At 70.5% G+C, this 22579-nt stretch carries 18 protein-coding genes; 7 read left to right on the top strand and 11 right to left on the bottom strand.

Going from position 1 to position 22579, the window contains the following annotated elements; all coding sequences use genetic code 11:
• The first annotated feature begins 215 nt into the window (after positions 1-215).
• From OG622_RS42150 to OG622_RS42130, 5 genes are all read left to right on the top strand, one after another.
• Entirely contained in the window at positions 216-641 is a 426-nt protein-coding gene (locus OG622_RS42150; protein WP_371582069.1) for a MarR family winged helix-turn-helix transcriptional regulator, read from the top strand.
• 109 nt (positions 642-750) lie between these two features.
• Complete coding sequence (locus OG622_RS42145; RefSeq protein ID WP_371582068.1) at positions 751-1221, top strand: MaoC/PaaZ C-terminal domain-containing protein; 471 nt, start codon at positions 751-753, stop codon at positions 1219-1221.
• Between the two features lie 278 nt (positions 1222-1499).
• Positions 1500-1874 carry a hypothetical protein gene (locus tag OG622_RS42140; RefSeq protein WP_371582066.1) on the top strand — a complete coding sequence of 125 codons (375 nt, stop codon included), beginning with the start codon at positions 1500-1502 and terminating at the stop codon, positions 1872-1874.
• Between the two features lie 171 nt (positions 1875-2045).
• Positions 2046-3632 carry a zinc ribbon domain-containing protein gene (locus OG622_RS42135; protein ID WP_371582065.1) on the top strand — a complete coding sequence of 529 codons (1587 nt, stop codon included), beginning with the start codon at positions 2046-2048 and terminating at the stop codon, positions 3630-3632.
• Positions 3633-3888: 256 nt separating this feature from the next.
• Positions 3889-5229: a jacalin-like lectin gene (locus OG622_RS42130; RefSeq protein WP_371582064.1), complete on the top strand. Its 1341-nt coding sequence runs from the start codon at positions 3889-3891 to the stop codon at positions 5227-5229.
• Between the two features lie 193 nt (positions 5230-5422).
• On the opposite strand, the gene OG622_RS42125 is transcribed toward OG622_RS42130, so the two are convergent.
• The 8 genes from OG622_RS42125 to OG622_RS42090 all read right to left on the bottom strand — a co-directional run bounded on the left by OG622_RS42125 (position 5423) and on the right by OG622_RS42090 (position 14862).
• A complete protein-coding gene (locus tag OG622_RS42125; RefSeq protein WP_371582063.1) occupies positions 5423-7174 on the bottom strand; it encodes a VanW family protein in 1752 nt (583 codons plus the stop codon).
• Between the two features lie 209 nt (positions 7175-7383).
• Positions 7384-7797 carry a cytidine deaminase gene (locus OG622_RS42120; RefSeq protein WP_371582062.1) on the bottom strand — a complete coding sequence of 138 codons (414 nt, stop codon included), beginning with the start codon at positions 7795-7797 and terminating at the stop codon, positions 7384-7386.
• A gap of 230 nt (positions 7798-8027) precedes the next feature.
• On the bottom strand, positions 8028-10613 hold the full coding sequence (locus OG622_RS42115) for a tryptophanase (RefSeq protein ID WP_371582060.1): 2586 nt from the start codon (positions 10611-10613) through the stop codon (positions 8028-8030).
• A gap of 349 nt (positions 10614-10962) precedes the next feature.
• Entirely contained in the window at positions 10963-12303 is a 1341-nt protein-coding gene (locus OG622_RS42110) for a cytochrome P450 (protein ID WP_371582058.1), read from the bottom strand.
• Between the two features lie 13 nt (positions 12304-12316).
• A complete protein-coding gene (locus tag OG622_RS42105; RefSeq protein WP_013005331.1) occupies positions 12317-12910 on the bottom strand; it encodes an ATP/GTP-binding protein in 594 nt (197 codons plus the stop codon).
• On the bottom strand, positions 12885-13262 hold the full coding sequence (locus tag OG622_RS42100; RefSeq protein WP_046707128.1) for a DUF742 domain-containing protein: 378 nt from the start codon (positions 13260-13262) through the stop codon (positions 12885-12887). Before OG622_RS42100 ends, OG622_RS42105 begins: the two co-directional genes overlap by 26 nt.
• Positions 13259-13660, bottom strand: coding sequence for a roadblock/LC7 domain-containing protein (locus OG622_RS42095; protein ID WP_371582056.1), 402 nt, complete (start codon positions 13658-13660; stop codon positions 13259-13261). Before OG622_RS42095 ends, OG622_RS42100 begins: the two co-directional genes overlap by 4 nt.
• Positions 13657-14862: a sensor histidine kinase gene (locus tag OG622_RS42090; protein WP_371582054.1), complete on the bottom strand. Its 1206-nt coding sequence runs from the start codon at positions 14860-14862 to the stop codon at positions 13657-13659. Before OG622_RS42090 ends, OG622_RS42095 begins: the two co-directional genes overlap by 4 nt.
• 574 nt (positions 14863-15436) lie before the next feature.
• Between OG622_RS42090 and OG622_RS42085 the strand changes: the two genes are divergently transcribed.
• Both OG622_RS42085 and OG622_RS42080 read left to right on the top strand, forming a co-directional pair.
• Positions 15437-16933, top strand: a complete 1497-nt coding sequence (locus OG622_RS42085) for an FAD-binding protein (protein WP_371582053.1) — start codon at positions 15437-15439, stop codon at positions 16931-16933.
• 339 nt (positions 16934-17272) lie between these two features.
• A complete protein-coding gene (locus OG622_RS42080; RefSeq protein WP_371582051.1) occupies positions 17273-18502 on the top strand; it encodes a PP2C family protein-serine/threonine phosphatase in 1230 nt (409 codons plus the stop codon).
• Between the two features lie 102 nt (positions 18503-18604).
• On the opposite strand, the gene OG622_RS42075 is transcribed toward OG622_RS42080, so the two are convergent.
• The 3 genes from OG622_RS42075 to OG622_RS42065 form a co-directional block, all read right to left on the bottom strand.
• A complete protein-coding gene (locus OG622_RS42075; protein ID WP_371584392.1) occupies positions 18605-19711 on the bottom strand; it encodes a substrate-binding domain-containing protein in 1107 nt (368 codons plus the stop codon).
• A 140-nt stretch (positions 19712-19851) separates the two neighbouring features.
• Positions 19852-20955 carry an ABC transporter permease gene (locus OG622_RS42070; RefSeq protein ID WP_371582050.1) on the bottom strand — a complete coding sequence of 368 codons (1104 nt, stop codon included), beginning with the start codon at positions 20953-20955 and terminating at the stop codon, positions 19852-19854.
• A complete protein-coding gene (locus tag OG622_RS42065) occupies positions 20952-22520 on the bottom strand; it encodes a sugar ABC transporter ATP-binding protein (RefSeq protein WP_371582048.1) in 1569 nt (522 codons plus the stop codon). Before OG622_RS42065 ends, OG622_RS42070 begins: the two co-directional genes overlap by 4 nt.
• Between the last annotated feature and the right edge of the window lie 59 nt (positions 22521-22579).

The raw sequence follows: 22579 nt of genomic DNA, 5'->3' as shown, positions 1-22579 counted from the left end.
CTCCGGCGTGACCGGTGACCGACACCGTCCGTGGAGGACGAGCAGCGCCAGGGCGCCGGTCGCTGCGGACCAGGTGAGGGAGAGCAGGCGCTCGGACTTGGCATCCCGCTTCCGCAACACCGGCCAGGCCGACCTCACCGTCAACGGTAGGACCCGGCGCCCGAGTTGTGCGATACAACCTTGACAGTTGTATCGCACAACTCCAGGATGGCGTCATGGCAGCCAGGGACGACCCCCTCGATGTGATCCATGAGTCGATCATCCTGTTCTCCCGCAATTCCAGGGTGCGGGCGAACAACATGTACGACGACCTCTCCTTCGTCGCCTACACGATGCTGTCCTACGTAGGCACCTTCCCCCAGCCGACCGCGTCCGATCTGGCGGAGCGGTACGGCCTGGAGAAGTCCACCGTCAGCCGTCAGCTGTCCCAGCTGGAGGAAGACGGCATGCTGCGCCGGGTGTCACATCCGTCGCGGCCCAGGACCAAGTTGCTGGAACTCACCGACACCGGTCGCGACCGCCTGGCCCGCGTCAGGCAGCACCAGCGCGAAGGGCTGGAGGAACGCCTCGACCGGTGGCCGGACGAAGACGTCGAGATGTTCGGCCGCCTGCTGAGGCGGTTCGTCACGGAACTCGACTGACCGCCATGACAGGACGAACGGAGACCCGAATGCGCCGCCCCGGCACGCATTTCCACCGGCTCACCCCCTTCCAGGGCCTGGCAGGGCCCGTGCGGACCACGGGCCGGCGGTGCGGACCGTGATCTACGCCGAGAACCTTCGGCCCGGGACCGTGTTCGAGCTGGGCAGCGCCAAGATCTCCAAGGAGGAGATCCTCGATTTCGGCCGCCGCTTCGACCCGCTGCCGATGCACACCGACGAGGACGCGGCGGCCGGCAGCCGCTTCGGGGGCCTCATCGCCAGCGGCTTCCACACCGCGGCGATCCTGCAACGTCTCGTGGTGGACGCGGTGTTCGCGCACGCCGCCGTCATCGCCGGCCGGGAGATCAGTTCCCTGCGCATGCGGGCGCCGGTCCGGCCCGGGGACGTACTGCACGGGGCGATGGAGATCGTGGAGATCCGCCCCCGCGACGACGGCACCGCCGTCGTCCTCAGCCGGGGCACCCTCACCAACGGCTCCGGCACCGTCGTCCTGGAGGTGCGGGGGGAGACGCTCTGGGAACACCGGCCGGCGGGCGGGAGTGCGGTCGGGGCGGCATGATGGACCGGTGTGCCGCGGTGAGCGGGAGGAGCCTGCCCCTCCCCCATGTCCTGTGCCCGTCGGCCCGCCGCCGCTGAGGCGGGCCGGCGTCGGCGGGGCCCCAGGCACCATGCCCGGGGAGGGTCTTCAACTGTTGGTGGTTTTGCTGCGGTTTCCTGCATGAATCGGGCGGTGTCGTAGGGGTGCGTGTCTTTGTGTGATGGTCGGTCGTTAGGCCGATCGGATACGGGGTGTGCCTGGTCGGAGCGGTGTAGGGGGTGGTGGGTGTGGGCCGGTTGATGGCGACGGCGCCGTGCACCGCCTTCCGAGGCGTGGTCGAGGGCAGTGGTGAGCGGGTCGGCGGGCGGCTGCTGTATCAGCGGGTGTCCTACCTGAGCGAGTTGTGCGCGGACCTCACCCGGCAACTGGTGGCCGCCCGGTGGGACGAGGACTCGCTGGATGTGCTGGCCGCCGGTGTGGACGGGCAGGGCGAGGCGTTGCCGTCGAAGGGGTGGATGGCGCTGCGGCGTCTGGGCTGGGCGCGGGCCGCCGCTCCGGCCGCGGGGGTGTATGTGTCGGACCGGGTGCGGCGGGCGGCGCAGGAGTACGCGGTGCGGATGCTGCGGCTGGCCGTGTACCGGCGCGCCTTGGTCGCGGCGGTCCTGGCGACGTGACCCGCCCAACCCCCTCGGCGCACCGGGGAAGAGTGGACGGCGCTGCGGGCCGCTCTGCCCGTGGGGGTGAGCGCCGCGGAGATCCGTAACCGCACCCGGCAGGTGAGTGGCTTTCTGCGTGAGCACGGGCGGCTGCCGGCGGGGTTGTGTGAGCTGGAGGATGCGCCGCGGGTGGCTGGGCTGGTGGTGCTGGCGGCGATGGACCGCCAACAGGTCACCCTGGTACGGGTGGACGAGGTCACGGCCCGGCTGCGGGTGAAACTCCCGCTGCGTGCGGCACCGGTATCGGGGCGGGACTGGGCCTGGCATGTGATCGACATCCGCCTGCCGGGCACCGTGCGGGCCGATGCGGTCCTGCACACCCCCACCCTGCGCCCGGCTGGTGGCGGGCGCATCGCGGTGGACCTGCCGCACTCCCGTCCCGCCCCGCCCACCACAGCCTCCGGGCACCGGGTAGCCATCGGGTTCGACTGGGGCGTCAACACCCTGCTCACCGGCACGGTGGGCCGCCTGTCCGGCCAGGGCGAGACGGCGCGGGTGGTCACCGACGACCGCCCCCTGATCTTCGACGCCACCGCGGTCAGTGCGAAACTGCACCGGCTGCGCGGCCACCGCGAACACCTCGCCGCCAAACGCGACCACTACCAGCACCTCGCCGACGGATACGGTTCCCCGCACCTGGCCCGGGCCGAACTCCTGGACAAGGCTGCGGTGCTTCAGGTGGAGCATCAGCGGGTGTGTGCCCGCATCCGCCACCTCAACCAGGCACTGGCCTGGTCGGCGGCCCGCTGGGCCATCGACCAGAGCACCGCACTCGGCGCCACCGTCATCTACCTGGAAGACCTCACTACCCTGGAAGCCCGCGGGCGCAGGCGCGGTAACGCCCGGTTGTCCGGGCAGGTCCGCGGCACCGTCGCCGACGCGATCCGGCACCTGGCCACCAAGGCGGGGATCGCGGTGGTCACCGTCCCGGCCCGCGGCACCTCCGCCCAATGCCCCGGATGCCTGCACCCACTCGGCCACCACCCCGCCCCCGACCGGCTCGAGGAGCGGGGCCGGAGCTGGGCCCACTGCGCCCGCTGTGGGCTGTCCATGGACCGTGACCATGCCGCAGCCCGGCGGATCGTCGCACGCGGCCTGCTCGCCCAGTCCCACACCGTCACCGAGCGCGCCACCGGCACCCGCACCATCCGCACCACCGTGGAAGGCACCGTCCGCCCGGTACGCCGACCGAAGAAGACCACCCGCCACCTGCGCCGCGCCCGCCGCAAACAGGCCGCACCACCCCGCCCGCGCGGGCCCAGAACCACCCCCGGCAAAGGCCACCCCACCCCCAGCAGACCCACCGGCCCACACCAGCGGCACATCCCACGCCCGGCCGGACAGCCAGCCACAGCCCCCGCCCCAGCAGTGGCTGTGGCTGTGGCTGTGGCTGTGAAGACTTCCCGCCGTATGCCCGATGTGCGTACGGTCCCCGCCACCACCCCTGCCGGGGTGGTTCAGCGTCCGGCGGGGCATGACACCAAGACACCAGCCCCTCCCGGACCGGTGCCAGGTCATGGAGTACCCGTCCCACCCCACCCGGAGGCTTCTCCGGCGTGGCGGGGGCGGCTCTCACGCGAAACCTGTCGACGGCGCACCCGCGCCGCCGAGCGGACCGGCTTCCACCACGTGCACGCCACCGAAGTCCACCACCTCACCCCGAGGTTCGGACCCCACCGTGACGCCACACGGCCACGCCGCGCCCGAAAAGCCTGAAACCCTCAGGCACACACAGAGTTTCCGAGACGCTGTATCACCGCCCCGGACAAGAGCCGTCGGCAGGGATCGGGGCCGGGACCGGCACTACGTGAGTGGTTTCCTGCCGTGAATCCTCGACGGCGCACGTCCGGATCATTTGTGTACGGTCGGCGGTTCCTTTGAATAGCGTCCAGCCTCTCGACAAGCCTGGGGTAACCAGCGGTAACTTCTGCGACGGCCCCCACAACCGCTTTCCCCCCAGGAGACGCTCCCCATGCGCAGACCCCTCGCCTGTCTGGTGGCGGCAGCCGCCGCCCTCGGCGGGCTCATCGCGGCCGCCCCCTCCGCGGCGGCCGCCGAGTCGGGCACCTTCAACGTCCTCAGCTACAACGTCGCCGGCCTGCCCGAAGCGATCTCCAGCGCAGCGACGCCCCGCGAGTCCAGCACCACGACGATCGGGCAGCGGACGGCGCCGTACGACATCGTCCACGTCCAGGAGGACTTCAACTACCACGCCTACCTCTACGCCGCCGACACCACGCACGCCCACCGCACCCCCACCAGCGGCGGCGCCGGCATCGGCAGCGGGCTCAACACCCTGTCGAAGATCTCCTACGACGAGGACGACTTCGAACGGGTGGGCTGGAACACCTGCACCTACGGCTCGGGCGACTGCCTGACCCCCAAAGGCTTCACCTTCATGCGGGAACGCCTCGCCGAGGGCGTCTACGTCGACTTCTACAACCTGCACACCAACGCCGGTGTCAACGACGACGACCTCGCCGCCCGAGCCGACAACCTCAGCCAGCTCACCGAGTTCATCAGCACCCACTCCGCGGGCAACGCCGTAGTCGTCATGGGCGACACCAACACCCGCTACACCCGCACCGGCGACACCATCGCCGAGTTCGCCGCCGCCAACGGTCTCACCGACCCCTGGGTCCAACTGATCCGCGGCGGCGTGGCTCCCGCCAAGGGGAGCGACGCCCTGGTCTGCGACCAGACGGGGACCACCGTCCCCAACGACTGCGAGGTCGTCGACAAGATCCTCTACCGCGGCAGCAAGCTCGTCTCGCTCAACGCCACGTCCTACAACAACGAGCACTCCGAGTTCCTCACCGACGACGGGCTCATGCTCTCCGACCACGATCCGCTCACCGTGGACTTCTCCTGGTCGCGGAATGCCGCCTTCCAGCTCAGCGACCAGTTCGGCGGCCCGCACGGCGACTACTACAACGACATCGGTGGCGTGCCCGCCGGCGCCCGCGCCACCACCGTCGCGCTGCGGGCCGGTTCCCGCATCGACCAGCTGAGCCTGACCCTGTCGAACGGCACCACGCTCACCCACGGAGGCTCCGGCGGCACCGCGTCCTCGCTGACACTCGGCAGCGGGGAGTACGTCTCGACGGCGCACCTGTGCCAAGGGCAGAAGGACGGTCACACGCGGATCTTCTATGCCCGGTTCACCACCAGCCTCGGCCGAACCCTGGCCGGCGGCACCACGACCTCCGACTGCGTGACACGCACCGCGCCGTCCGGCCGGCAGATCGCCGGGTTCCACGGCCGCTCCGACGACGAGGTCGACAAGGTCGGTTTCATCTACACCCAGCGCTGACCACCACCCGGCCGACAGCACATCCCTCGGCCCGGGCCGCGTGACGTCACACTGCCCGGGCCCATCCCGTTCCCCCAGGGGTACGCCCGTTCGACACGCAGGGAGGGCTCCGCACACTGCCTTCGCGTATCTGTGGGCCCCCTACCCCCTTGCGCGCCGTGGAGCCGTACCCGTGGGCGGCGCACAGCATGGCCTACCTGGCGTCGGGCCGACCGCTGTCGGGTTGCTGAGGGGCTTCGCAGGTGATCTCGTCACGCGGGGTGTAGTGGGTGCGGAACGGCTCCCGTCCTACTTCCTTGCCGTCGTTGTAGAAGACCCGCTCCACGGTGACGTCGAAGCCTTCGAGCGGGGTCTGCGGCACGCATTTCTTGTCGGCGCTCACCCTCTGTTCCGGCGGCTTCACGTTGCTCCGGGGTCCCTTCACCGACTTGATCTCGTCGTAGGGCCTGGTGCCGACGAAGGTGACGGTCACCGAGGTGTCGGTGGACTCGGCCTGGATGTATATGGCGTTGCCCGAGTCGTTGGTGAACCTGAGATCGAGGCTGCCCCAGGCGACCGTCGCCTCACGGCCCTCCGGGTAGCGCTCGATGTAGAAGGAGTGGGCGCCGTGCTCCACGGGCTTGACCCCGGCGAAGAACATCGCGTTGAACATGGTCGTGGCCACCGCGGAGACACCGCCGCCGGACGCCTTGGTGAACTGGTCGTCGAGGATCATGATGCCCTCGACGAAGCCGTTGGCCTCGGTGCGCTGCCCCACGGTCCGGTTGAAGCTCCAGGTCTCGTCGGGCATGACGACGGAGCCGTTGATGAGTTGCGCGGCGCGCCCGATGTTCTTCGTGCGGTACGCCGCCGGTTCGAAGTTGACGGTGAAGGAGGACATCTTCTCCGTCAGCCCCAGCCGCGCCGCGTTCTCGCGGGTCACCCGCGGCTGGATCCGTCGCGCGGCCACTTCCCCGGTACGGTCGGCGCCCGCTTTGGTGAGCAGCGGCAGCACGGCCTCGCTCAGTGCCTTGTCGGTGACCTGTACGCCGGTCCGGGCATCGCCGGCCACCACGACCTGGTCGCCGTCCAGCCGCAGTCGGGCGTTCTCGGCCGTGGCAGTGACGCCGGCCAGCGGGCGGGCCACCGCGGGGACGGAACGCAGGCCCTTGCCGTCCAGTTTCGGTATCAGTCTGCCGGAGTCGTCCGGCCGCATCCTCAGGTACTCGCCCACCACGGCCTGACTGATCGTGAACCGCCTGCCGCCCGTGGTGAGCGTGACGGGCGCCGACATCGCCGGCTGCGCGAAGTCGCGCACCGCCCGCCGTACCTCCTCCGCCGCCACCTGCGGCTGGGTCTCGCGGGTGGGCAGGGCCGTGACCGTGTCCGCCGCGCCGTGCAGGAAGGTGGTTCGCAGGGTGCGGACCGCCGCGTCCACGTCCAGCGCGTAACCACGGTGCGGAGCGACCTGCTCGACCCGGCCGTTCTCGAAGGTGACGGCCCCGTCGCGGACCTTCTGGTCGAGCGTCCGCGCCAGCTTCCCGAGAACGGTGCGGGCCTTGCCCTTGTCGAGGTGTACGACCGGCTCGATGTCGCCCCCCGAGCGGAAGAACCCGCCGATCACGCTGAACGGATCGGCGGCTGTGCGTGCAGCCCGGTCGACGGTCTGCTCGGCGTCGAAGATGAGTCCGGCCTGCCGCGGGTCGATGGATGCGCTGCGATCACCGATCTTCACGGCCAGCTCCCGCGAGCCGGCCACCGCCAGGTGATCGTCCAGCTCGCGGATGGCCTCCGCACGGCTGAGGCCCCCGATGTCCACTCCGACGTCCACTCCGCGCACCGTCGTACCCGCCTCGACCTCACCACCCGTGACGAGCAGCCCGGCCAGATACAGACCGCCGACTCCGACCATCAGCGCACCGCCCGTCAGGGCGAGGGGCGACACGGAGGTTATTCGAGGGCGCATGGGTCTCCCGGACAGGGGATCGGTAGGCGGTGCACTCGGCGACGCATCACCGCGGACGGGGCAATCACCCCAAGCTACCCATGACAGACAATAAGGGCGTATGGCCCATATCACGTCTGCTCCAGTCCGCTCCAGATCACCTGGGGAAATTCGCCGCGGACGGTGTGCGCAGGCTGCCGATCGCACCTCATGCGGCGTTGCGGGCCGGTCTACTCGGCGTCGAGCTGATGGTCGGCCCAGACGTAGCTTTCGGGCAGCAGGTCGGCGATGGGGACGGTTCGGGTGTGGGCGTCCTCACCGACGATGACCTTGAGGGCGGGAAAGTAGTCGAGAAGGACCTGTCGACATCGTCCGCAGGGCGGAACGACTCCCCGGTCGCGGTCGCCCACGGCGACGATGGTGTCCAGCTCGTAGGCGCCCTGGGCGGCGGCAGCGCCGATGAGGACCAGTTCGGCGCAGGGGCCTCCGGTGAAGTGGTAGGCGTTCACGGCCGTGAGGATCCGGCCGTCCCGGGCGCGGGCCGCGGCCGCCATGGTGTGGTTGTCGCCCCGGCATCGAGTGCGTGCGACGTCAGCCGCGGCCCGGATGAGTTCGTGATCGACGGGGTGGGGCTCGGTGGTCATCTTCTCCGCCTTCGTCAGGTGTCGGACGACGCTGACCCGAGTGCCGGAGGGCGTGCAAGCGAATATCGGCGGTGCGTGTTCCCCGGACGTCCCGTCGCCCCGCGTCGCGGACGGGAAGGCGACGCCCCGGCGGAGAGTGGGTCACTCCGGCGGGGCGTCGACGTCACGCGTCAGGGATGTCCAGGACATTCAGGAAGTTCGGGATGCCCCGGACACCCTGTGGAGCTGTTTCAGCTGGTCACCGGCTGCAGTTTGGCGCGGAAGTGCCGCAGGATCGGGGACTGTTCCACGATTCGGTAGCCGTGGACGGATTCCGCGTTCTTGGCGATCTGTTCCAGGGTCCGGCCGACGTGATCGTAGTGACTGCGGGTGTAGACACGGCGCGGGAGCGCCAGTCTGACCAGTTCGTACGGCGCGCTCTTGATGGGATTGCCGTCCTCGTCCTCCTCGCCGAGGTAGAGGGAGCCGAGTTCGGCCGAGCGGATGCCGCCTTCGAGGTAGAGGCGGCAGGCGAGGGCGTGGCCCGGGTAGTTGTGGGGCGGGATGTGCGGGAACAGGCGGCCCGCGTTGAGGTAGAGGGCGTGCAGGCCCGGGGGTTCGAGGATGTCGACGCCCGCCGAGCGGACGCGGTCGGCGAGGTGGGAGGCGACGTCGGCCCGTTCCGCGAGGTAGGCGGGTTCGGTCACCTCCAGGAGGCCGGTGGCCATCATGTCGAGGTCGCGGCCCGCGAGACCGCCGTAGGTGGCGAAGCCCTCGGTGGCGATGAGGAGCCGCTCGCACTTCTCGGCGAGTTCGGGGTCGTTGAGCCCGATGAAGCCGCCGATGTGGACGATGCCGTCCTTCTTGGCGCTCATGACACAGCCGTCGGCGAGGCGGAACGCTTCTTCGGCGACCTGGCGCGGGGTGTGGCCGCGGTATGCCTCCTCGTGGCGGATGACCAGCCAGGCGTTCTCGGCGAAGCGGGCGGCGTCGAGGATCATGGGGACGCCGTGGTGGCGGCAGATCTCGGCGGTCTGCTTCAGGTTCTCCATGGAGACGGGCTGGCCGCCGCCGCCGTTGTTGGTGATCGTCATGATCACCACGCGGACGCGGGAGCCGTCCGGTCCCTCCAGTGTGGTCCGGAGTCTGTCGAGGTCGATGTTGCCCTTGAAGGGCCGCTCGCTGTCGAGGTCGCGGGCCTCGACGCACGGGATGTCATGCGCCTGACATCCAGAGAGTTCCACGTTCGCCCGTGTGGTGTCGAAGTGGGTGTTGGCCAGGACGATGCCGCCGGGTTCGAGGAGCGTGTTGAACAGGATGCGTTCGGCGGCACGCCCCTGGTGGGCCGGCAGGATGTGCCGGTAGCCGGTCAGCTCGGTCACGGTCTCGTGGAAGCGGTAGAAGGAGCGCGAGCCCGCGTAGGACTCGTCGCCCTCCATGCCCGCGGCGAGCTGCGCGGCCGAGATGGCGCCGGTGCCCGAGTCGCTGAGCAGGTCGATGGTCACCTCCTCGGCGCGCAGGTCGAAGAGGTTGTAGTGCACCCGCTCCAGCGCCGCCTCGCGCTGTGGTCGAGTGGTGAGCGCGATGGGCTCGACGACTTTGATGCGGTAGGGCTCCATGCTGATCCTTGCTCCTGAGGTACTGCGGAATGCCTCGTCGTCGCTGTGTCGGAGGCCGTACTCATGCCGTCCGGACGACGGCGTGCCGTGGTCCGTCGACGGGGTGTTCGGTGGCCGGACCTCGTAGGCCTCCGACGAGATGTACGTGGTCACCCGGGGCGGCTGATCCAGCTCGTGGGCCAGCGCCACGTACGCGATGAGCCCGACACCGTCCCGCAGTGGCCGTGGGGTGACGGCGGCCAGTGGCCGGTCGAGCGCGTCGGTGGCCAGCCCGTGGCGGCCGAGGACCGTTCCGGCCCACCGGAGTGCCTCCCCGTCGTCCCTGGCGTAGTCCCTGACCGGGACGTGGAGGGTGAAGCCGGTGGGGCCGCCGGTCGTCCGGGTGAACGAGTGGCAGGTGAGGACGGGGCGGCGGTCGAACCGGGCCTCCGAGGCCAGTGGGTGTCCCGTTCCGTCGCCGAATCCGCCGCCCGTGCGGAGGAACTCCTCCAGCGTGTCGCTGTCGGGGCCGGATTCCATCCGGCACAGACCGCCGGTGCCGGTCACCGGCAGCCCGTGGTGAGTGGCGTAGATCTTCACTCGGGGCGCCGCCCAGTCGCCCAGGTCGAGTGCGAAGAACGGGTAGCCGTCGGCCGACGGCAGCGCGTCGAAGGCGTGCCGGTGGCCCAGCCGTTCCAGTGCTTCCCGAACCGTCTCGGCGGCCCTCGTCGCGCCGGCCGCCGCCGGGTTCAGGTACACCTTCATCTTGGGGACGCCGCCGGGGCACAGTTCCAGCGCGATCCACAGCGCCAGGGGGCCCTGGGGGTCGGGGGGCAGGAACAGGTCCTCCAGGGCGTCGAGTTGCTCGGTGGCGAAGCCCCAGCGCCGCGCCATCGACCGGACGACGCGCAGTCCGGTGCGGCCGTTCTCCCGGAGGCTGTCGGCGCCGCATCCCGGTTCCAGCAGCACCCGCACCCTCGTTGGCGCGTCCGGTGTGAAGGAGAGCGAGAACTCCACCGGCGTGGAGTCGTCCGACAGGAAGCTCCGGGAGGGGGGCGGCAGGTCCAGGGACCGTTCGGCCGTCGCTCCGAGGGAGTCGGTCAGTACGTGCGCGTATGTCTCGGCGTCGGATCGTCCGAGCCCCGACTCCTGACACAGCCGCAGCAGTTGGCCTGTCACGAGTTCGCCGAGCGTCCGGTCTCTCCGGGTCCTCCCGGCGCCGGACCCGCCGGCGCTCACCGGTGCTCCCGCCGTTGCTCGGAGTGCGGGGACGGGGCCTGGGGCGAGGGTTTTGCCCCGTGGGGGCCGAGAGGGCGGGAGGACACAGAAAGATACCCGCCGACCTCGGCGGGTATCTCGTGTCGCGGCGACAGGTGGCGGGTCTCGCCCCTCGTGGCCTCCGCGTGGGATAAGGCGGTGTGCCGTCGGGAGCGGCGGGAAATGTCCGGATGTCGAGCAGAAGCGGCGCCGGTGGATATGTGGTCCACGACACCTCCCTTTGTTCGTTGGTCACCACGAATTTCGCCGCGTTACTACCCCTTTGGTTGAATACTCATGCAGTGCCTTCTGACACAGGCTGTGGCGTGCGTCACCCCTTCAACCAGGAGAGGAAGGAGCCCCACACACCTCGCTCCGCCTTCCGGCCCGCCGGGGCGTTCTCGCCACGTGCGGATGTCTCCGTCGCGCGGGGCGGGTTCGGCCGCTGCATCACCTGCGGGGTGAAGCGGCAGGGCAGCGCGGCGAGCGCACGGTGGAAGGGGCCCGGACGCCAGGTCAGGCTGTCCTCGGGCACCGCGAGTTCGATGTCGTGCAGCCGGTTGAGCAGGTTCTCGATGGCCACCATGGTGACGAGCCGGGCGAGTTCCTTGGAGGGGCAGGCGTGCGGGCCGGCGCTCCAGGACAGGTGGGCCCGCCTGCCGCCCGTCCGACGGGCCGTCGCGAGCGCCGGGTCGGTGTTGGCGGCCGTCATGCTGACGAGGACCAGATCTCCGGCCCGCATCTTCGTCCCGCCGAACTCCAGGTCGGCCGCGGGGTAGTGCGGCGCGTAGTTCGCCATGGGCGGGTTCTCCCACAGCGTGTCGTCGATGGCCTCCTCGATGAGGCCGCCGTCGGCGTACCGGTCGTGGATGAGCAGCCGGTGCAGGGTGTTGCCGATGAGGTTGCGCAGCGGCTCGGCGCCCGCGCCCAGCAGCAGGATCAGCTGGTGGACCAGTTCCTCGTCAGTCAGCCGCGCCTCGTGCCGCATCAGGTACGAGGTGACGTCGTCGCCCGGCCGGGCCCGCTTGAGCGCGACCAGTTCGAACACGGCCTGACCCAGCACCTCGTTCGCCTTCTCGGCGTTGACGCCTTCGAAGACTCCGGAGATGCCGAAGACGACCCGGTCGCCGATGTCCGCCGGGCAGCCGAACAGCTCGTTGAACACGAGCAGCGGCAGCTGCTTGACGTAGTCGTTCATCAGGTCGATGGAACCGCGGGCGGAGACCTGGGCCAGGAGGTAGTCGGAGGCCCGCTTGGTCATGTCGCTGATGCGGCGGGAGTCGACCTTGGCCAGGCTGTCGGTGATGGCCTGGCGGAGCCGCGCGTGCTCGGCGCCGTCGGTGAACATGGCGTTGGGGCGGTACCCCAGCATCGGTACGACCGGGTTCTCCGGGCCGATCCTGCCTTCGGCGACGTCCCGCCAACGGCGCGCGTCCTTACGGAAGTTGCCGGAGTCCTGGAGCAGTCTCAGCGCGGTCGCGTGGTCGGTGACGAGGGTCGCCTCCACACCGGGCGCGATCTCGACGGGCGCGGTCGGCCCGTAGTGCCGCATGTGCGCGTAGTACGCCTGGGGGTCGGCCGCGTACTCCGGCCCGTACAGCGGAACCCGCAGTCCGCTGCCGTGGGCCGGACAGCCCGGCGGGGGTGCGGGAAAGGTGGAATCGGAGGTCATGTCTGCTCTGCTCCTAACGGGCACGGTCCATCAAGTAGCGGACGAGCGTGATCAGTGCTTCGGCCGACGACCGCTCGTCCCGTGCGTCGCACGTGACGATGGGGGTGTCGTCGAGCAGATCCAGCGCTTCACGCAGTGCCCTTGCGTCACGTATGGACGTGCCGTCGAAATGGTTGACCGCGATCGCGTAGTCGAGTCCGTACTGCTCGATCAGGTCGATCACGGCGAACGAGTCGGCCAGCCGCTCGGGGTCGACCAGCACCAGCGCCCCGAGGGCGCCGCGTGCCATGTCCTCCCACATCTGCACGAAGCGCTGCTGGCCGGGTGTGCCGAAGAGATACAGCACGACGCGGTCGCTGACGGTGAGCCGGCCGAAGTCCATGGCGACCGTGGTGGTGGTCTTGCCCTGGACGCCCTTGAGATCGTCGATCGCCTCGCCCGCCTGGGTCATCGTCTCCTCGGTGGAGAGCGGCGAGATCTCGGAGATCGACCCGATGAACGTGGTCTTCCCCACCGCGAAGTGCCCGACGACGAGGATCTTCACGGCGGTCTGCGTCTCTCCGCCCGGGACGTACGCCCGCTCATCCAAACTTGGACTGGAGACCATTGAGCACCTCCTCGAGAATCTTCAGGTTGGCGACGGGAGCACGCGTCACCGGCGGGCGGGTGACGAGGTAGCCGGCCTCGGAGAGGGCGGCCAGCAGAATCTTCACCACCCCCACCGGCAGGTGGAGGTGTCCTGAGATCTCGGCGACGGAGAGATAGCCGCCGACACACATCCGCAGCAGGTTCTGCTCCTCGGGCGAGAGGCGGGCAGGCCGCTGCTGCTGGTCGGTCACCGCTGTGACCAGTGTGATCAGCGAGAACTGGCTCTCGCCGGGAAGGCTGCGGCCGCCGGTGATGACGTACGACCGCACTAATTCGGTGGCCTCGAGCTCCTGCTTGTCGAAATCGTTCACGGCCCCACCACGCTGCTCTCCCGGGGCGGAGCGGTCATGACCTTGCCCAACTGGCCGACGAGCTGCTGCATCCGGAAGGTGATGTCCGCCATGTCGACGTCGGAGGAGGCCGACACGGCGAGGTAGGCGCCGTCACCGGCCGAGATCAGGAAGATCCAGCCGCCGTCGAACTCGACCAGGGTCTGCTGCCAGCGCAGATCCGACCGGGAGCAGAAGAACGCCAGCGATCGGCTGAGCGACTGCATGCCGCTCATCGCGGCGGCGGCCTTGTCCGCGTCGTCCTTGTCCACTCCCTTCGAACGGGCCCTCAGCAGCCCGTCGGAGGAGACCAGAACCGCGTGGATAGCTCCGGGGATCTCCAAGGCGCTGTCAAGCATCCAAGAAAGATCGTTGTTCATTGGACCTCGTGCCCTTCGCTGCTTGCGTCACGGGTACCGCCCGGCCGCTCCCCCGCCTCCGGATGTGTGGCGCGGCCGGCGTCCGTGCCCTGCTTGAAGGCGGCCATGATCGCTGCCGTCTCCTCGCTGCGGCGCTTCGGGGCGGCCGGGGCGGACGGGCTGGTCGAGACCAGGGCCATCGGCCGCTTGCGCCGCCGCTTGGGCAGACCGTCCTCGGTCGTGGCGACGGGCAGCGAGGGCTCGGGGGTGGGCTCGTACACCGAGGGACGTGTCTCGACGACCGACGGCTCCTCCCTCGGCGCCACCGAGTCCATCGACACCGTCGGCTGCTTCGGCTCCGGCATGCTGGTGAGCAGGTCGTCGGGCAGCAGCACGACCGCCCGCACCCCTCCGTAGGGGGAGGTGGAGTCCACCGACACCGTGAAGCCGAACCGCTCGCAGAGCACACCGATCACCGCGAAGCCGAACTGCGGCGGGTTGCCCAGGCCGGAGACGCCCGTGACCCGCTCGCTCGTCAGGAGCTTCTCGGCCCTGGCCTTCTCCTCCTCGTTCATGCCGACACCGGCGTCGTCGACGATGATGCAGACGCCCTTGGGCACGGACCGGACGTTGATCTCGACCACGGTGTCCGGGCTGGAGTAGCTGGTCGCGTTGTCGAGCAGCTCCGCGAGGGCCAGCGCCACCGGTTCGACGGCCCGGCTGGTGACGCCGAAGTCGACCTTCGACAGGATGTGCGCCCGCTGGAAATGGCGGATCCTGCCCTGGGCGCTGCGGACGACGTCGTAGACCGAGGCCACATCACGGTGCCGGCCGAGCCAGCCCTCGCACAGCACGGCGATGGACTGGGCCCGCCGGCCGAACTGTGCGTTCATGTGGTCGATCTCCAGGAGGTCCTGGAGCATGACGGAGTCGCCGTACTTGCGCTGCAGCCCGGAGATGATGCGCTGCTGCTCGGCGGCGAGACCCTGCAGTGTCCGCATGGCGGACTTCAGGGCTGTCCTCGTCTCCCCCTCGGCTTCCTGCTGGGCCGAGCGGACGGAATCCGAGTATTGGCTCTCCAACTCACCGTAGTGGTTTCTGAGCCCTGCGATCTCCTGCCGTAATTTCCGCGCCGCCCGTCGCTGACGAACGATGAGGGCGGCGGCGAAAAGGGTTACGACAAGGAGTGCCCAGAGCGCCGGATTTTGTATGTATTGCGTCATGAGACCCTCTTCAGGCGGCTGATAGCCAGCTACTGAATTCCTGTCAATTCACACGTACCGAAGGTCAGCCATTCCAGGGTTGCCACGAGGAATTCACCAAAGACGATGGATGCTCCTTTTGCACCCATCCGTCCGTTCGGTAAGTGCGGTGATCGTATCATCACTCCCGCTGATGACGAGGCGTCAACCTGGGCGGATGTCGCGACAGTTGAGTCCAACCGGAACGTCGTGAACACGGGCACAAGCCGCATTGCCGAAGTCGACTGCCCTGCCCGTGGGCGGCGTTGACTCGTGCGTTCGCTCACCGACCTTGCATCTCACCGCAGTTGATGATTCGGATCACCGCGCGGCGAGCCTCCTGGAAGCCATGATGGACGGTAAGCGGAACTTCAGGGGGAGATCGCTGTCGAAGGGAACCGCCTGCCCGGCCCCCGGGCTCGGGTCGGGGGCGCTCGTCGCGGAGCGCGGCCGTCGGGCCCGCACGTCTCGCCCAGCTGATTCCGCTCCAAGAAACAGAACGACACACACGAGCGGCGTGCCGACGATCCGCCGCGTCGACACCACGGAGGCTGTCATGTCACACAAAGAGCACGGTGCCGTCAACAGGCGTCAGTTCCTGTCCCGGTTCGGAGCCGGGACCATAGCGCTCGTGGCCGGATTCGACCTGGTCTCCCGGCAATGGGTCACGGAGGCCGCGGCTGCGGAGAACTCCGCTTTCGCCACCGCGCCCTCTCTCGACGGCACTCTCACGTTCGACGCGGAGTCCCTCGCGGCGAACGCGCACGACCAGGGCAACATCGTGTTCAGAAGACCGTGCGCGGTACTCCGGCCGGGTTCCGTCCAGGACATCCGGAAAATGGTCGGTTTCTGCGCCGACCACGGCATCGAGGTCGCACCGGCCGGCGCACACCACGCGATGTTCGGCCAACCGCTCGTCAGCGGTGGCCTGGTCATCGAGATGCGGTCGCTGAACACGATCCACTCGATCGGCACGGACGGCGCCGACGTCGACGCCGGAGTGCTGTGGCAGGACGTGATCGAGGCCGCGTACGAGCAGGGCCTCACACCGGCGTCGATCACCAGCTACATCAGGACGACGGTCGGCGGGACCCTGTCCATGGGCGGCATCGGAATGATGTCGGCCTACCGGGCCGGCGCACAGGTCGACCACGCCCGTCGGCTCCAGGTGGTCACGGGCGACGGTCGGCTGAAGTGGTGCTCCGGCACGCAGAACAGCGACCTGTTCGAGGCGGCCCTCGCCGGACTCGGGCAGTGCGGTGTGATCACGCGCGCGACCATCGACCTGGTTCCGGCCAAGCAGCTGGCCCGCACGTACCGGATCGGGTACACGGACATACCGACGTTCTTCCAGGACACCCGCACCCTGGCGAACCGGGGCGAGTTCGACTCGCTCGGCAGCATTCCCCAGCCGGGCACGGCACAGCCCCTGACGCTGTGGGCCACCGTCTTCCACAACCCGGGTGACGCGCCCGACGCGTCCCACCTGCTCCGCGGGCTCAGCCCCGCAGCGGCCACGGCGGCCTTCGAGGACTCCCCCTATCTCGACTACATCTCCCTCGTCACCAACATGTACGACTCCTTCGCGGCGAACCTGGACTGGGACGCGAAGGTCAAGCCCTGGTCGGATTTGTTCCTGCCGGACGGCGCCGTCGAGGAGTACGTCGAGTCGGTGTTCTCGTCGTTGACCGCCGAGGACCTGGGCCCGACAGGTTTCGGGCTGGTCTTCCCGATGCTGCGTTCCAGCTACGGCCGGCCGCTGCTGCGGCTTCCCAGCGGGGCGAGCGGGCCCTGGGTCTGGCTGGTCAGCGTGCTCACCGACGCGGCCGGGTCCGGCCCCGATCCCGAGTTCGCGGCACGGATGATGGACCGCAACTACCGCTTCTACCAGGAGGCGGCCGCCGTCGGCGGCGTGCGCTACCCACACGGCGCCTGCGCGTTCACCGAAGCCGACTGGCAGGCGCACTACGGCCCGATGTGGGCGCAGTTCACCTCGTGGAAGAACCAGTACGACCCGCGCGGCATCCTGACCCCGGGTCCGGGCATCTTCTGACCCCCGTCCGACCCAGGGCGCCCGGGGAACCCGCCCCGGTCCTGTGAACCGCGTTCCTCCTCGGCCGCGCCCACGGCGCGGCCGAGGAGGAACGATCGCGGGCACGTTCCGGGTCTCGCTGTTTCACTCTTTCGGTCCTCACCCCCGGCCCGGTGCGCACGGCCGGTCAGGGGCCGGACGGCGGCCTGTGCGCGGTGGGGACGGTGGGGGGCGCGGGACGTCCGAAGTGGCGGGCGGGGAGAAGCTCCGCACCGATGCTGCGGATCTGCCGGTTGTCGCGGCCCGTTCACCCCTATCGTGGAACGGCACACCGACGCTCGGCGCCAAGGCAGGCTGGACATGAGGGAACCGCATATCGACTATGCGGAGGTCTTCCGGGCACTGCCCGGCATGGTGGCGCTGCTCACGCCCGACCTCGTGTACGCCGACGCCAACGAGGACTTCCTGCGGCTTGCCGGGCGCTCCCGCGAGCAGCTCCTCGGCCGCTACATCTTCGACGTCTTCCCCGAGAACCCGAACGAACCGGCCGCGGCCGGCATGCGGGAGACCCGGGAGTCGATGCTGCGCACGGTGGCCACCGGCGAGCGCGACACGATGGCGCTGCTCCGCTACGACATCGAGGACCCGCGGCGCCCCGGCCTCTGGCAGGAGCACTACTGGAGCCCGGTCAACGCACCCGTCCTCGGCCCCGACGGGAAGGTGACGCTGATCGTCCACCGGGTCGAGGAGGTCACCGAACTCATCCGCGCCCGGGGCGGCCCGGGCGGCGACAGCCGGGCCCAGGTGCTGGAGGCCGAGCTGTACACCCGCGCCCGCGAGCTGCAGGAGGTCAACGAACGGCTGCGCACGGCGCATGCCCACGAACGCGAGGTCGCCCTGGCCCTGCAGGCGGCGATGCTGCCCCCGCCCGGCCCGACCGGGCAGCACGACGCGGCCGTACGGTACCGGCCGGCCATCGGCGCGCTGAACGTGTGCGGCGACTGGTACGACCTGGTCGGCCTGCCCGGCGAGGGCCTCGCGGTGGCCGTGGGCGACGTGGTCGGCCACGGCCTGGCGGCGGCCTGCGTCATGGGGCAGCTGCGCAGCGCCCTGAGCGGGGCCACCCGCGTCTGTGACGGTCCCGCCCAGGCCCTGGAGGCCCTCGACCTCTACGCCCGCTCCGTCGAGGGCGCCGAGTCGACCACCGTCGTGACGACCTTCATCGACTGGGACAGCCACACCATCACCTACAGCTGCGCGGGCCACCCGCCGCCCGCCCTGGTGCACCCCGACGGCACCGTCACGTTCCTCGACGGCGCCACCGACCCTCCGCTCGCCGCCCGGCCCACCCACGCCGCCCGCCCCCAGGCCCGCACACCGTTCGTCGAGGACTCCACCCTGGTCCTGTACACGGACGGACTGATCGAACGCCGTGCCGAGGGCATCGACACGGGTCTGCGGCGCCTCGCCGACTCCCTGGCCCATCACCGGAAGCACGACCCCGAGACCCTGGCCGACGCCCTCCTGGCCGATCTGCTTCCGCCCTCCGGCAACACCGACGACACCGCGCTGATCGTCCTGCGTCTGTGACCGGCGAGGCGTCCTGATCCGACGCGGGCCGTCCGACACGGGCCGTCCGCGTCGGGCCGCCGACCGGTGGCCGCGCGCGGTTCCCCGGGCCCGGCGGCGCGGTCACCTGCCCCAGATCTTCCGGTACCCCTCCCGGTAGCCCGACGGGTCCCAGCTCGTGGCGCCTTCGCTGTTGTCGGCCGTACTGATGTGGACGGGAGCCACATAGCCGCTGGCCGGGCGGCCGGAGAAGGCGCGGTTGAACTCGTCGATGATCTGCCAGCCCTGCTGGGTGAGCGGCTCGGGGACGGTGGCCGCCTGGTACTGGTCGCTGTTGACGCGCTGGAAGGCGGAAGGGTCGCCGTCTCCGGCACCGATGTTGAAGGGCGGGCCCGCGCCGTCCTTGCCGGCCGCGCGGAAGGCGGGCGCGGCGTCGGCGAAGTACAGGTCGTTGATGGCGGCGGAGTGGGTCCAGGTGTTCTGGAAGCGGGAGAGGAGCGAGGAGACCTCGCGGGGCGTGCGGCTGCTCGCGTCGGAGATCGGGATGTTCTGGTACGCCAGGAGTTTCACGCCCGCGCAGGTGGCGAGTTCCTTTCTGATCAGGTCGGACTTGTTCTTGGCGAAGGGGATCGAGGCGTCGGTGAAGATCACGACTCCGGCGTCGCCGCCGGAGGTCGAGATGATCCATTGCGCGCTGATCCTGGCCACGTCCTCGACCTGGGTGGTGACGTTGGTGAAGAGGGCGGGGCGCCGGCTGGGGCCGGGTGCGGCGACCGCGTGCCAGCCGATGAGGGGGATGCCCGCCTGCTCGGCGCGTGCGTTCTGCTGCGAGGTCGTGCCGGGGTCGAAGCCGCCGATGACGATGCCCGAGGGGCGGAGGGTCACTGCCTCGCTCATCGCCGCCTGGATGCCGGCGGGGGTGCCGCCGCCGTCGATCACCCGGACGTTCCAGCCGATGACCCGTGAGGCTTCGCGGACGCCCTCGGCGGCGCCCGCGACTCCGGGGTTGGTCATGGTCTGGGCGACGTACACGATGGTTCTGCCGGTCACGGCACTGGGGCCGGTGGTCGGGCCGTTCCAGGGGACGTCGGTCCGTTCCGCCCGGTCGACGGCGCTCCGGGCCTCCGCGTGGGCCTTCGGGCAGCCGCTCGGGCCCGAGGCGGACTCGTCCGGGTCACCGGACGAGCCGCGTTCGCATCCGGCGAGCAGGGCGGTCGTCACGGTCAGCAGGGCGGCCGTCGCGTACCGGGCTCTCGACGCGCCGGAGTCGGACTTGCGTTTGTGGTGCACGGAGGCTCCTCGCGGAGGGACGAGCGGGAGGGCGCGGCCGGGTCCCGACGGTGGTACGGCGGCGGTGCGCGCGGCCGAGGTCATGGGGCACCGCCCGGCGGCCGCGCTGTCACGGCGGGCGCGTCGCGGGCCGCGACGACGCCGGTGCGCGTCCGGCGACGGGCGGCGTATCCGGCGAGGCCGACGGCGAGGAGCAGGGTGCCGCCGTGGAACAGCGGCACGATCCAGAAGTCGGCGCCCATCTGGGCGATGCCGGTGAGGCCGACGGCCAGGACGGCGACGGCGACGAGGGTGCCCAGGGCGTTGGGGCGGCCTGGTTTGATCGCGGTGGAGCCGAGGAGGGCCCCGACGAAGGCGGGCAGCAGATAGTCCAGGCCGACGCTCGGGTTGCCGATCTGTTGCTGGGCCGCGAGCAGCACCCCGGCGAAGCCGACGATCAGGCCGGACGCGGCGAAGGCACAGACGGTGTACTTGCGGACGGGGATGCCGACCAGGTCGGCGGCGCGCGGGTTCGATCCGACGACGTACAGGTAGCGGCCGATGGGCAGCCGCTCCAGCACCAGCCAGAGGGCGACCGTGAGCGCGAGCACGTAGAAGGCGGGGACCGGGAGACCGAGGAACGTGGAGGTGTAGAGGTCGGTGAAGGCGGGCGGGAGGCCCTGGGGGCCGGGGACGATCCGGCCGCCGTCGGTGATCCAGCCGGTGACGGCGAACATCATGCTGCCGGTCCCGAGGGTGGCGATGAAGGAGTCGATCCGGCCGAACTCGACGACGACCCCGTTGAGGACGCCCACGACCGTCCCTCCGGCGATCACGGCGAGGCAGGCGAGCGGCCAGGGCCAGCCGGCGTCGACGACGAGGTACAGCACCATGACGTGCGCCAGGCCGAGTCCGTAGCCGATGGAGAGGTCGAACGCGCCGGTCACGATGGGGACCATGGCGGCGAGCGCGAGGACGGCCGGGATCGACTGGGTGGAGAGGATCGAGTCGACGGTGTCCAGGGTGGGGAAGGTCCGCGGCAGGGCCAGGGAGAAGACCAGGACGAGCAGGACGGTGAGGATGAGGAGGCCGTAGGCGCCGATGAAGTGTTCGCCGAGGCCTCCACGGGGGCCGAGCCGTTTCGGCGGGCGCGGTCGACGCGGGCGCGGCGCGGACGGCGAGGGTGGGGAGGGTGGGCTGGTCACGGGTTCGTCGCGGTTCCGGCGGAGGGCATGGCCGAGGCCGCCCGGGTCAGTCCCGCGACCGTGAGGGCCGGTCCGGTCAGCTCGGCCGTCACGGCTCCGCGGACGAAGACCAGGGCGCGCCCGCACACCCCCGCGACCTCCTCGAAGTCGGTGGAGATGAGGAGGACCGCGAGACCTCCGGCGAGCGCCTCGTCGAGCAGGCGGTGGATGGCCGCCTTGGCGCCGATGTCCACGCTCGCCGTCGGCTCCTCCAGGATCAGCAGGCGCAGCCCGGTCCGGAGCCAGCGGCCGATCATGACCTTCTGCTGGTTGCCGCCCGACAGGGTGGCGATGGGGGCCTCGCTGTCGCGGGGCCGCACCGAGAACCGTTCGATCAGGGCGGCGGCCTCGGCGCGTTCACGGCGGGGGCCGATCCAGCGCGGCGTCGGCCCGTCTCCGGCGCGGGGGTTGGCCAACAGGTTCTCCCGTACGGTCAGCTCGGCGAGGCAGCCCTCCCGCTGTCGGTCGCCGGGTACGAAGGCGACACCGTGTCCGACGGCGTCGGCGACCGTACGGGGGCGGTACGGGACGCCGTCGAGGAGGACCCGTCCCCCGAGGAGGGGGAGGGCACCGGCGAGGGCCCGGCCGAGGTCCATGTGCCCGGCGCCCGAGAGACCGACCAGGCCGAGGGCCTCCCCGGATCTCAGCTCCAGGTCGACCGCTCCCGCGCCGGAGGTCCGTACGCCGTGGAGGGCCAGCACGGCGGGGCCGCCCGCCGGGACCAGGGGGCCGCCGGCCGGTGCGGTGACGGGGCGGTGGCCGGCCGCTTCCTCGCCGGTGATGTCACGCACCAGGCGGACGGGGCTGTGGCCCGCGGTCGAGCCGTGGCTGACGAGGCGGCCGTCGCGCAGGACGGCGAAGGTGTCGGCGACCTCGTACACCTCGTCGAGGCGGTGGCTGACGTAGAGGATGCCGTGGCCGCGGTCGCGCAGGGTGTGCAGGACGCGGAAGAGGCGGGCGCAGTCCGCGGCGGGGAGGCGGGCGGTCGGTTCGTCGAGGACGATGACCTTCGCGTGGGTGGCCAGGGCGCGGGCGATGGCGACCAGGGACCGCTCGGCGGGGGCGAGGCGGGCGATGGGCGCGTCGGGGTCGAGGTGTCCGCCGACGAGCGTCAGGGCCTCGGTGCAGCGGTCCCGGGTGCGCCGCCAGGAGATGAGTCCGGCGCGGCGGGCGTACCCGGTGCTCAGGGCGATGTTCTCCGCGACCGTCATCCACTCCACGAGGCCGAGGTCCTGGTGGATGAAGGACATGTGGTGGGAGGCGGCGTGGCTGCCGAGTGGCTGCCCGTCCACGGTGATCCGCCCGGCGTCGGCGTGGTGGACGCCGGCGAGGATCTTGATGAGAGTGGACTTTCCGGCTCCGTTGGGGCCGAGGAGCGCGAGAACGCTGCCCGCGTGGACGTCGAGGTCGACCCCGGCCAGTGCGAGGGTGCCACCGAACCGTTTGATGAGGCCGCGGACACGGATCAGCGGTTCCGGCCCGCTGGGCGGGGCCGGCTGCGCAGAGGTGTCGTGAGCGTCGTGCACGGACAGCTCCGGGGGTCGGCCTGGCGAGTTCTTCCGACTTCGGCTTGCGCCAGCGATAC

Source organism: Streptomyces sp. NBC_01314 (assembly GCF_041435215.1).
Classification (GTDB): domain Bacteria; phylum Actinomycetota; class Actinomycetes; order Streptomycetales; family Streptomycetaceae; genus Streptomyces.
This window is presented reverse-complemented; position numbering and strand designations above follow the sequence as displayed.

Excerpts from the sequence above, each read along its gene's own strand:
- OG622_RS42090 (WP_371582054.1), bottom strand. The coding sequence starts at position 14,862 with ATGACGCAATACATACAAAATCCGGCGCTCTGGGCACTCCTTGTCGTA.
- OG622_RS42120 (WP_371582062.1), bottom strand. The coding sequence starts at position 7,797 with ATGACCACCGAGCCCCACCCCGTCGATCACGAACTCATCCGGGCCGCG.
- OG622_RS42150 (WP_371582069.1), top strand. The coding sequence starts at position 216 with ATGGCAGCCAGGGACGACCCCCTCGATGTGATCCATGAGTCGATCATC.
- OG622_RS42080 (WP_371582051.1), top strand. The coding sequence starts at position 17,273 with ATGAGGGAACCGCATATCGACTATGCGGAGGTCTTCCGGGCACTGCCC.
- OG622_RS42110 (WP_371582058.1), bottom strand. The coding sequence starts at position 12,303 with ATGACCTCCGATTCCACCTTTCCCGCACCCCCGCCGGGCTGTCCGGCC.
- OG622_RS42130 (WP_371582064.1), top strand. The coding sequence starts at position 3,889 with ATGCGCAGACCCCTCGCCTGTCTGGTGGCGGCAGCCGCCGCCCTCGGC.
- OG622_RS42085 (WP_371582053.1), top strand. The coding sequence starts at position 15,437 with ATGTCACACAAAGAGCACGGTGCCGTCAACAGGCGTCAGTTCCTGTCC.
- OG622_RS42125 (WP_371582063.1), bottom strand. The coding sequence starts at position 7,174 with ATGCGCCCTCGAATAACCTCCGTGTCGCCCCTCGCCCTGACGGGCGGT.
- OG622_RS42105 (WP_013005331.1), bottom strand. The coding sequence starts at position 12,910 with ATGGTCTCCAGTCCAAGTTTGGATGAGCGGGCGTACGTCCCGGGCGGA.
- OG622_RS42140 (WP_371582066.1), top strand. The coding sequence starts at position 1,500 with ATGGCGACGGCGCCGTGCACCGCCTTCCGAGGCGTGGTCGAGGGCAGT.
- OG622_RS42095 (WP_371582056.1), bottom strand. The coding sequence starts at position 13,660 with ATGAACAACGATCTTTCTTGGATGCTTGACAGCGCCTTGGAGATCCCC.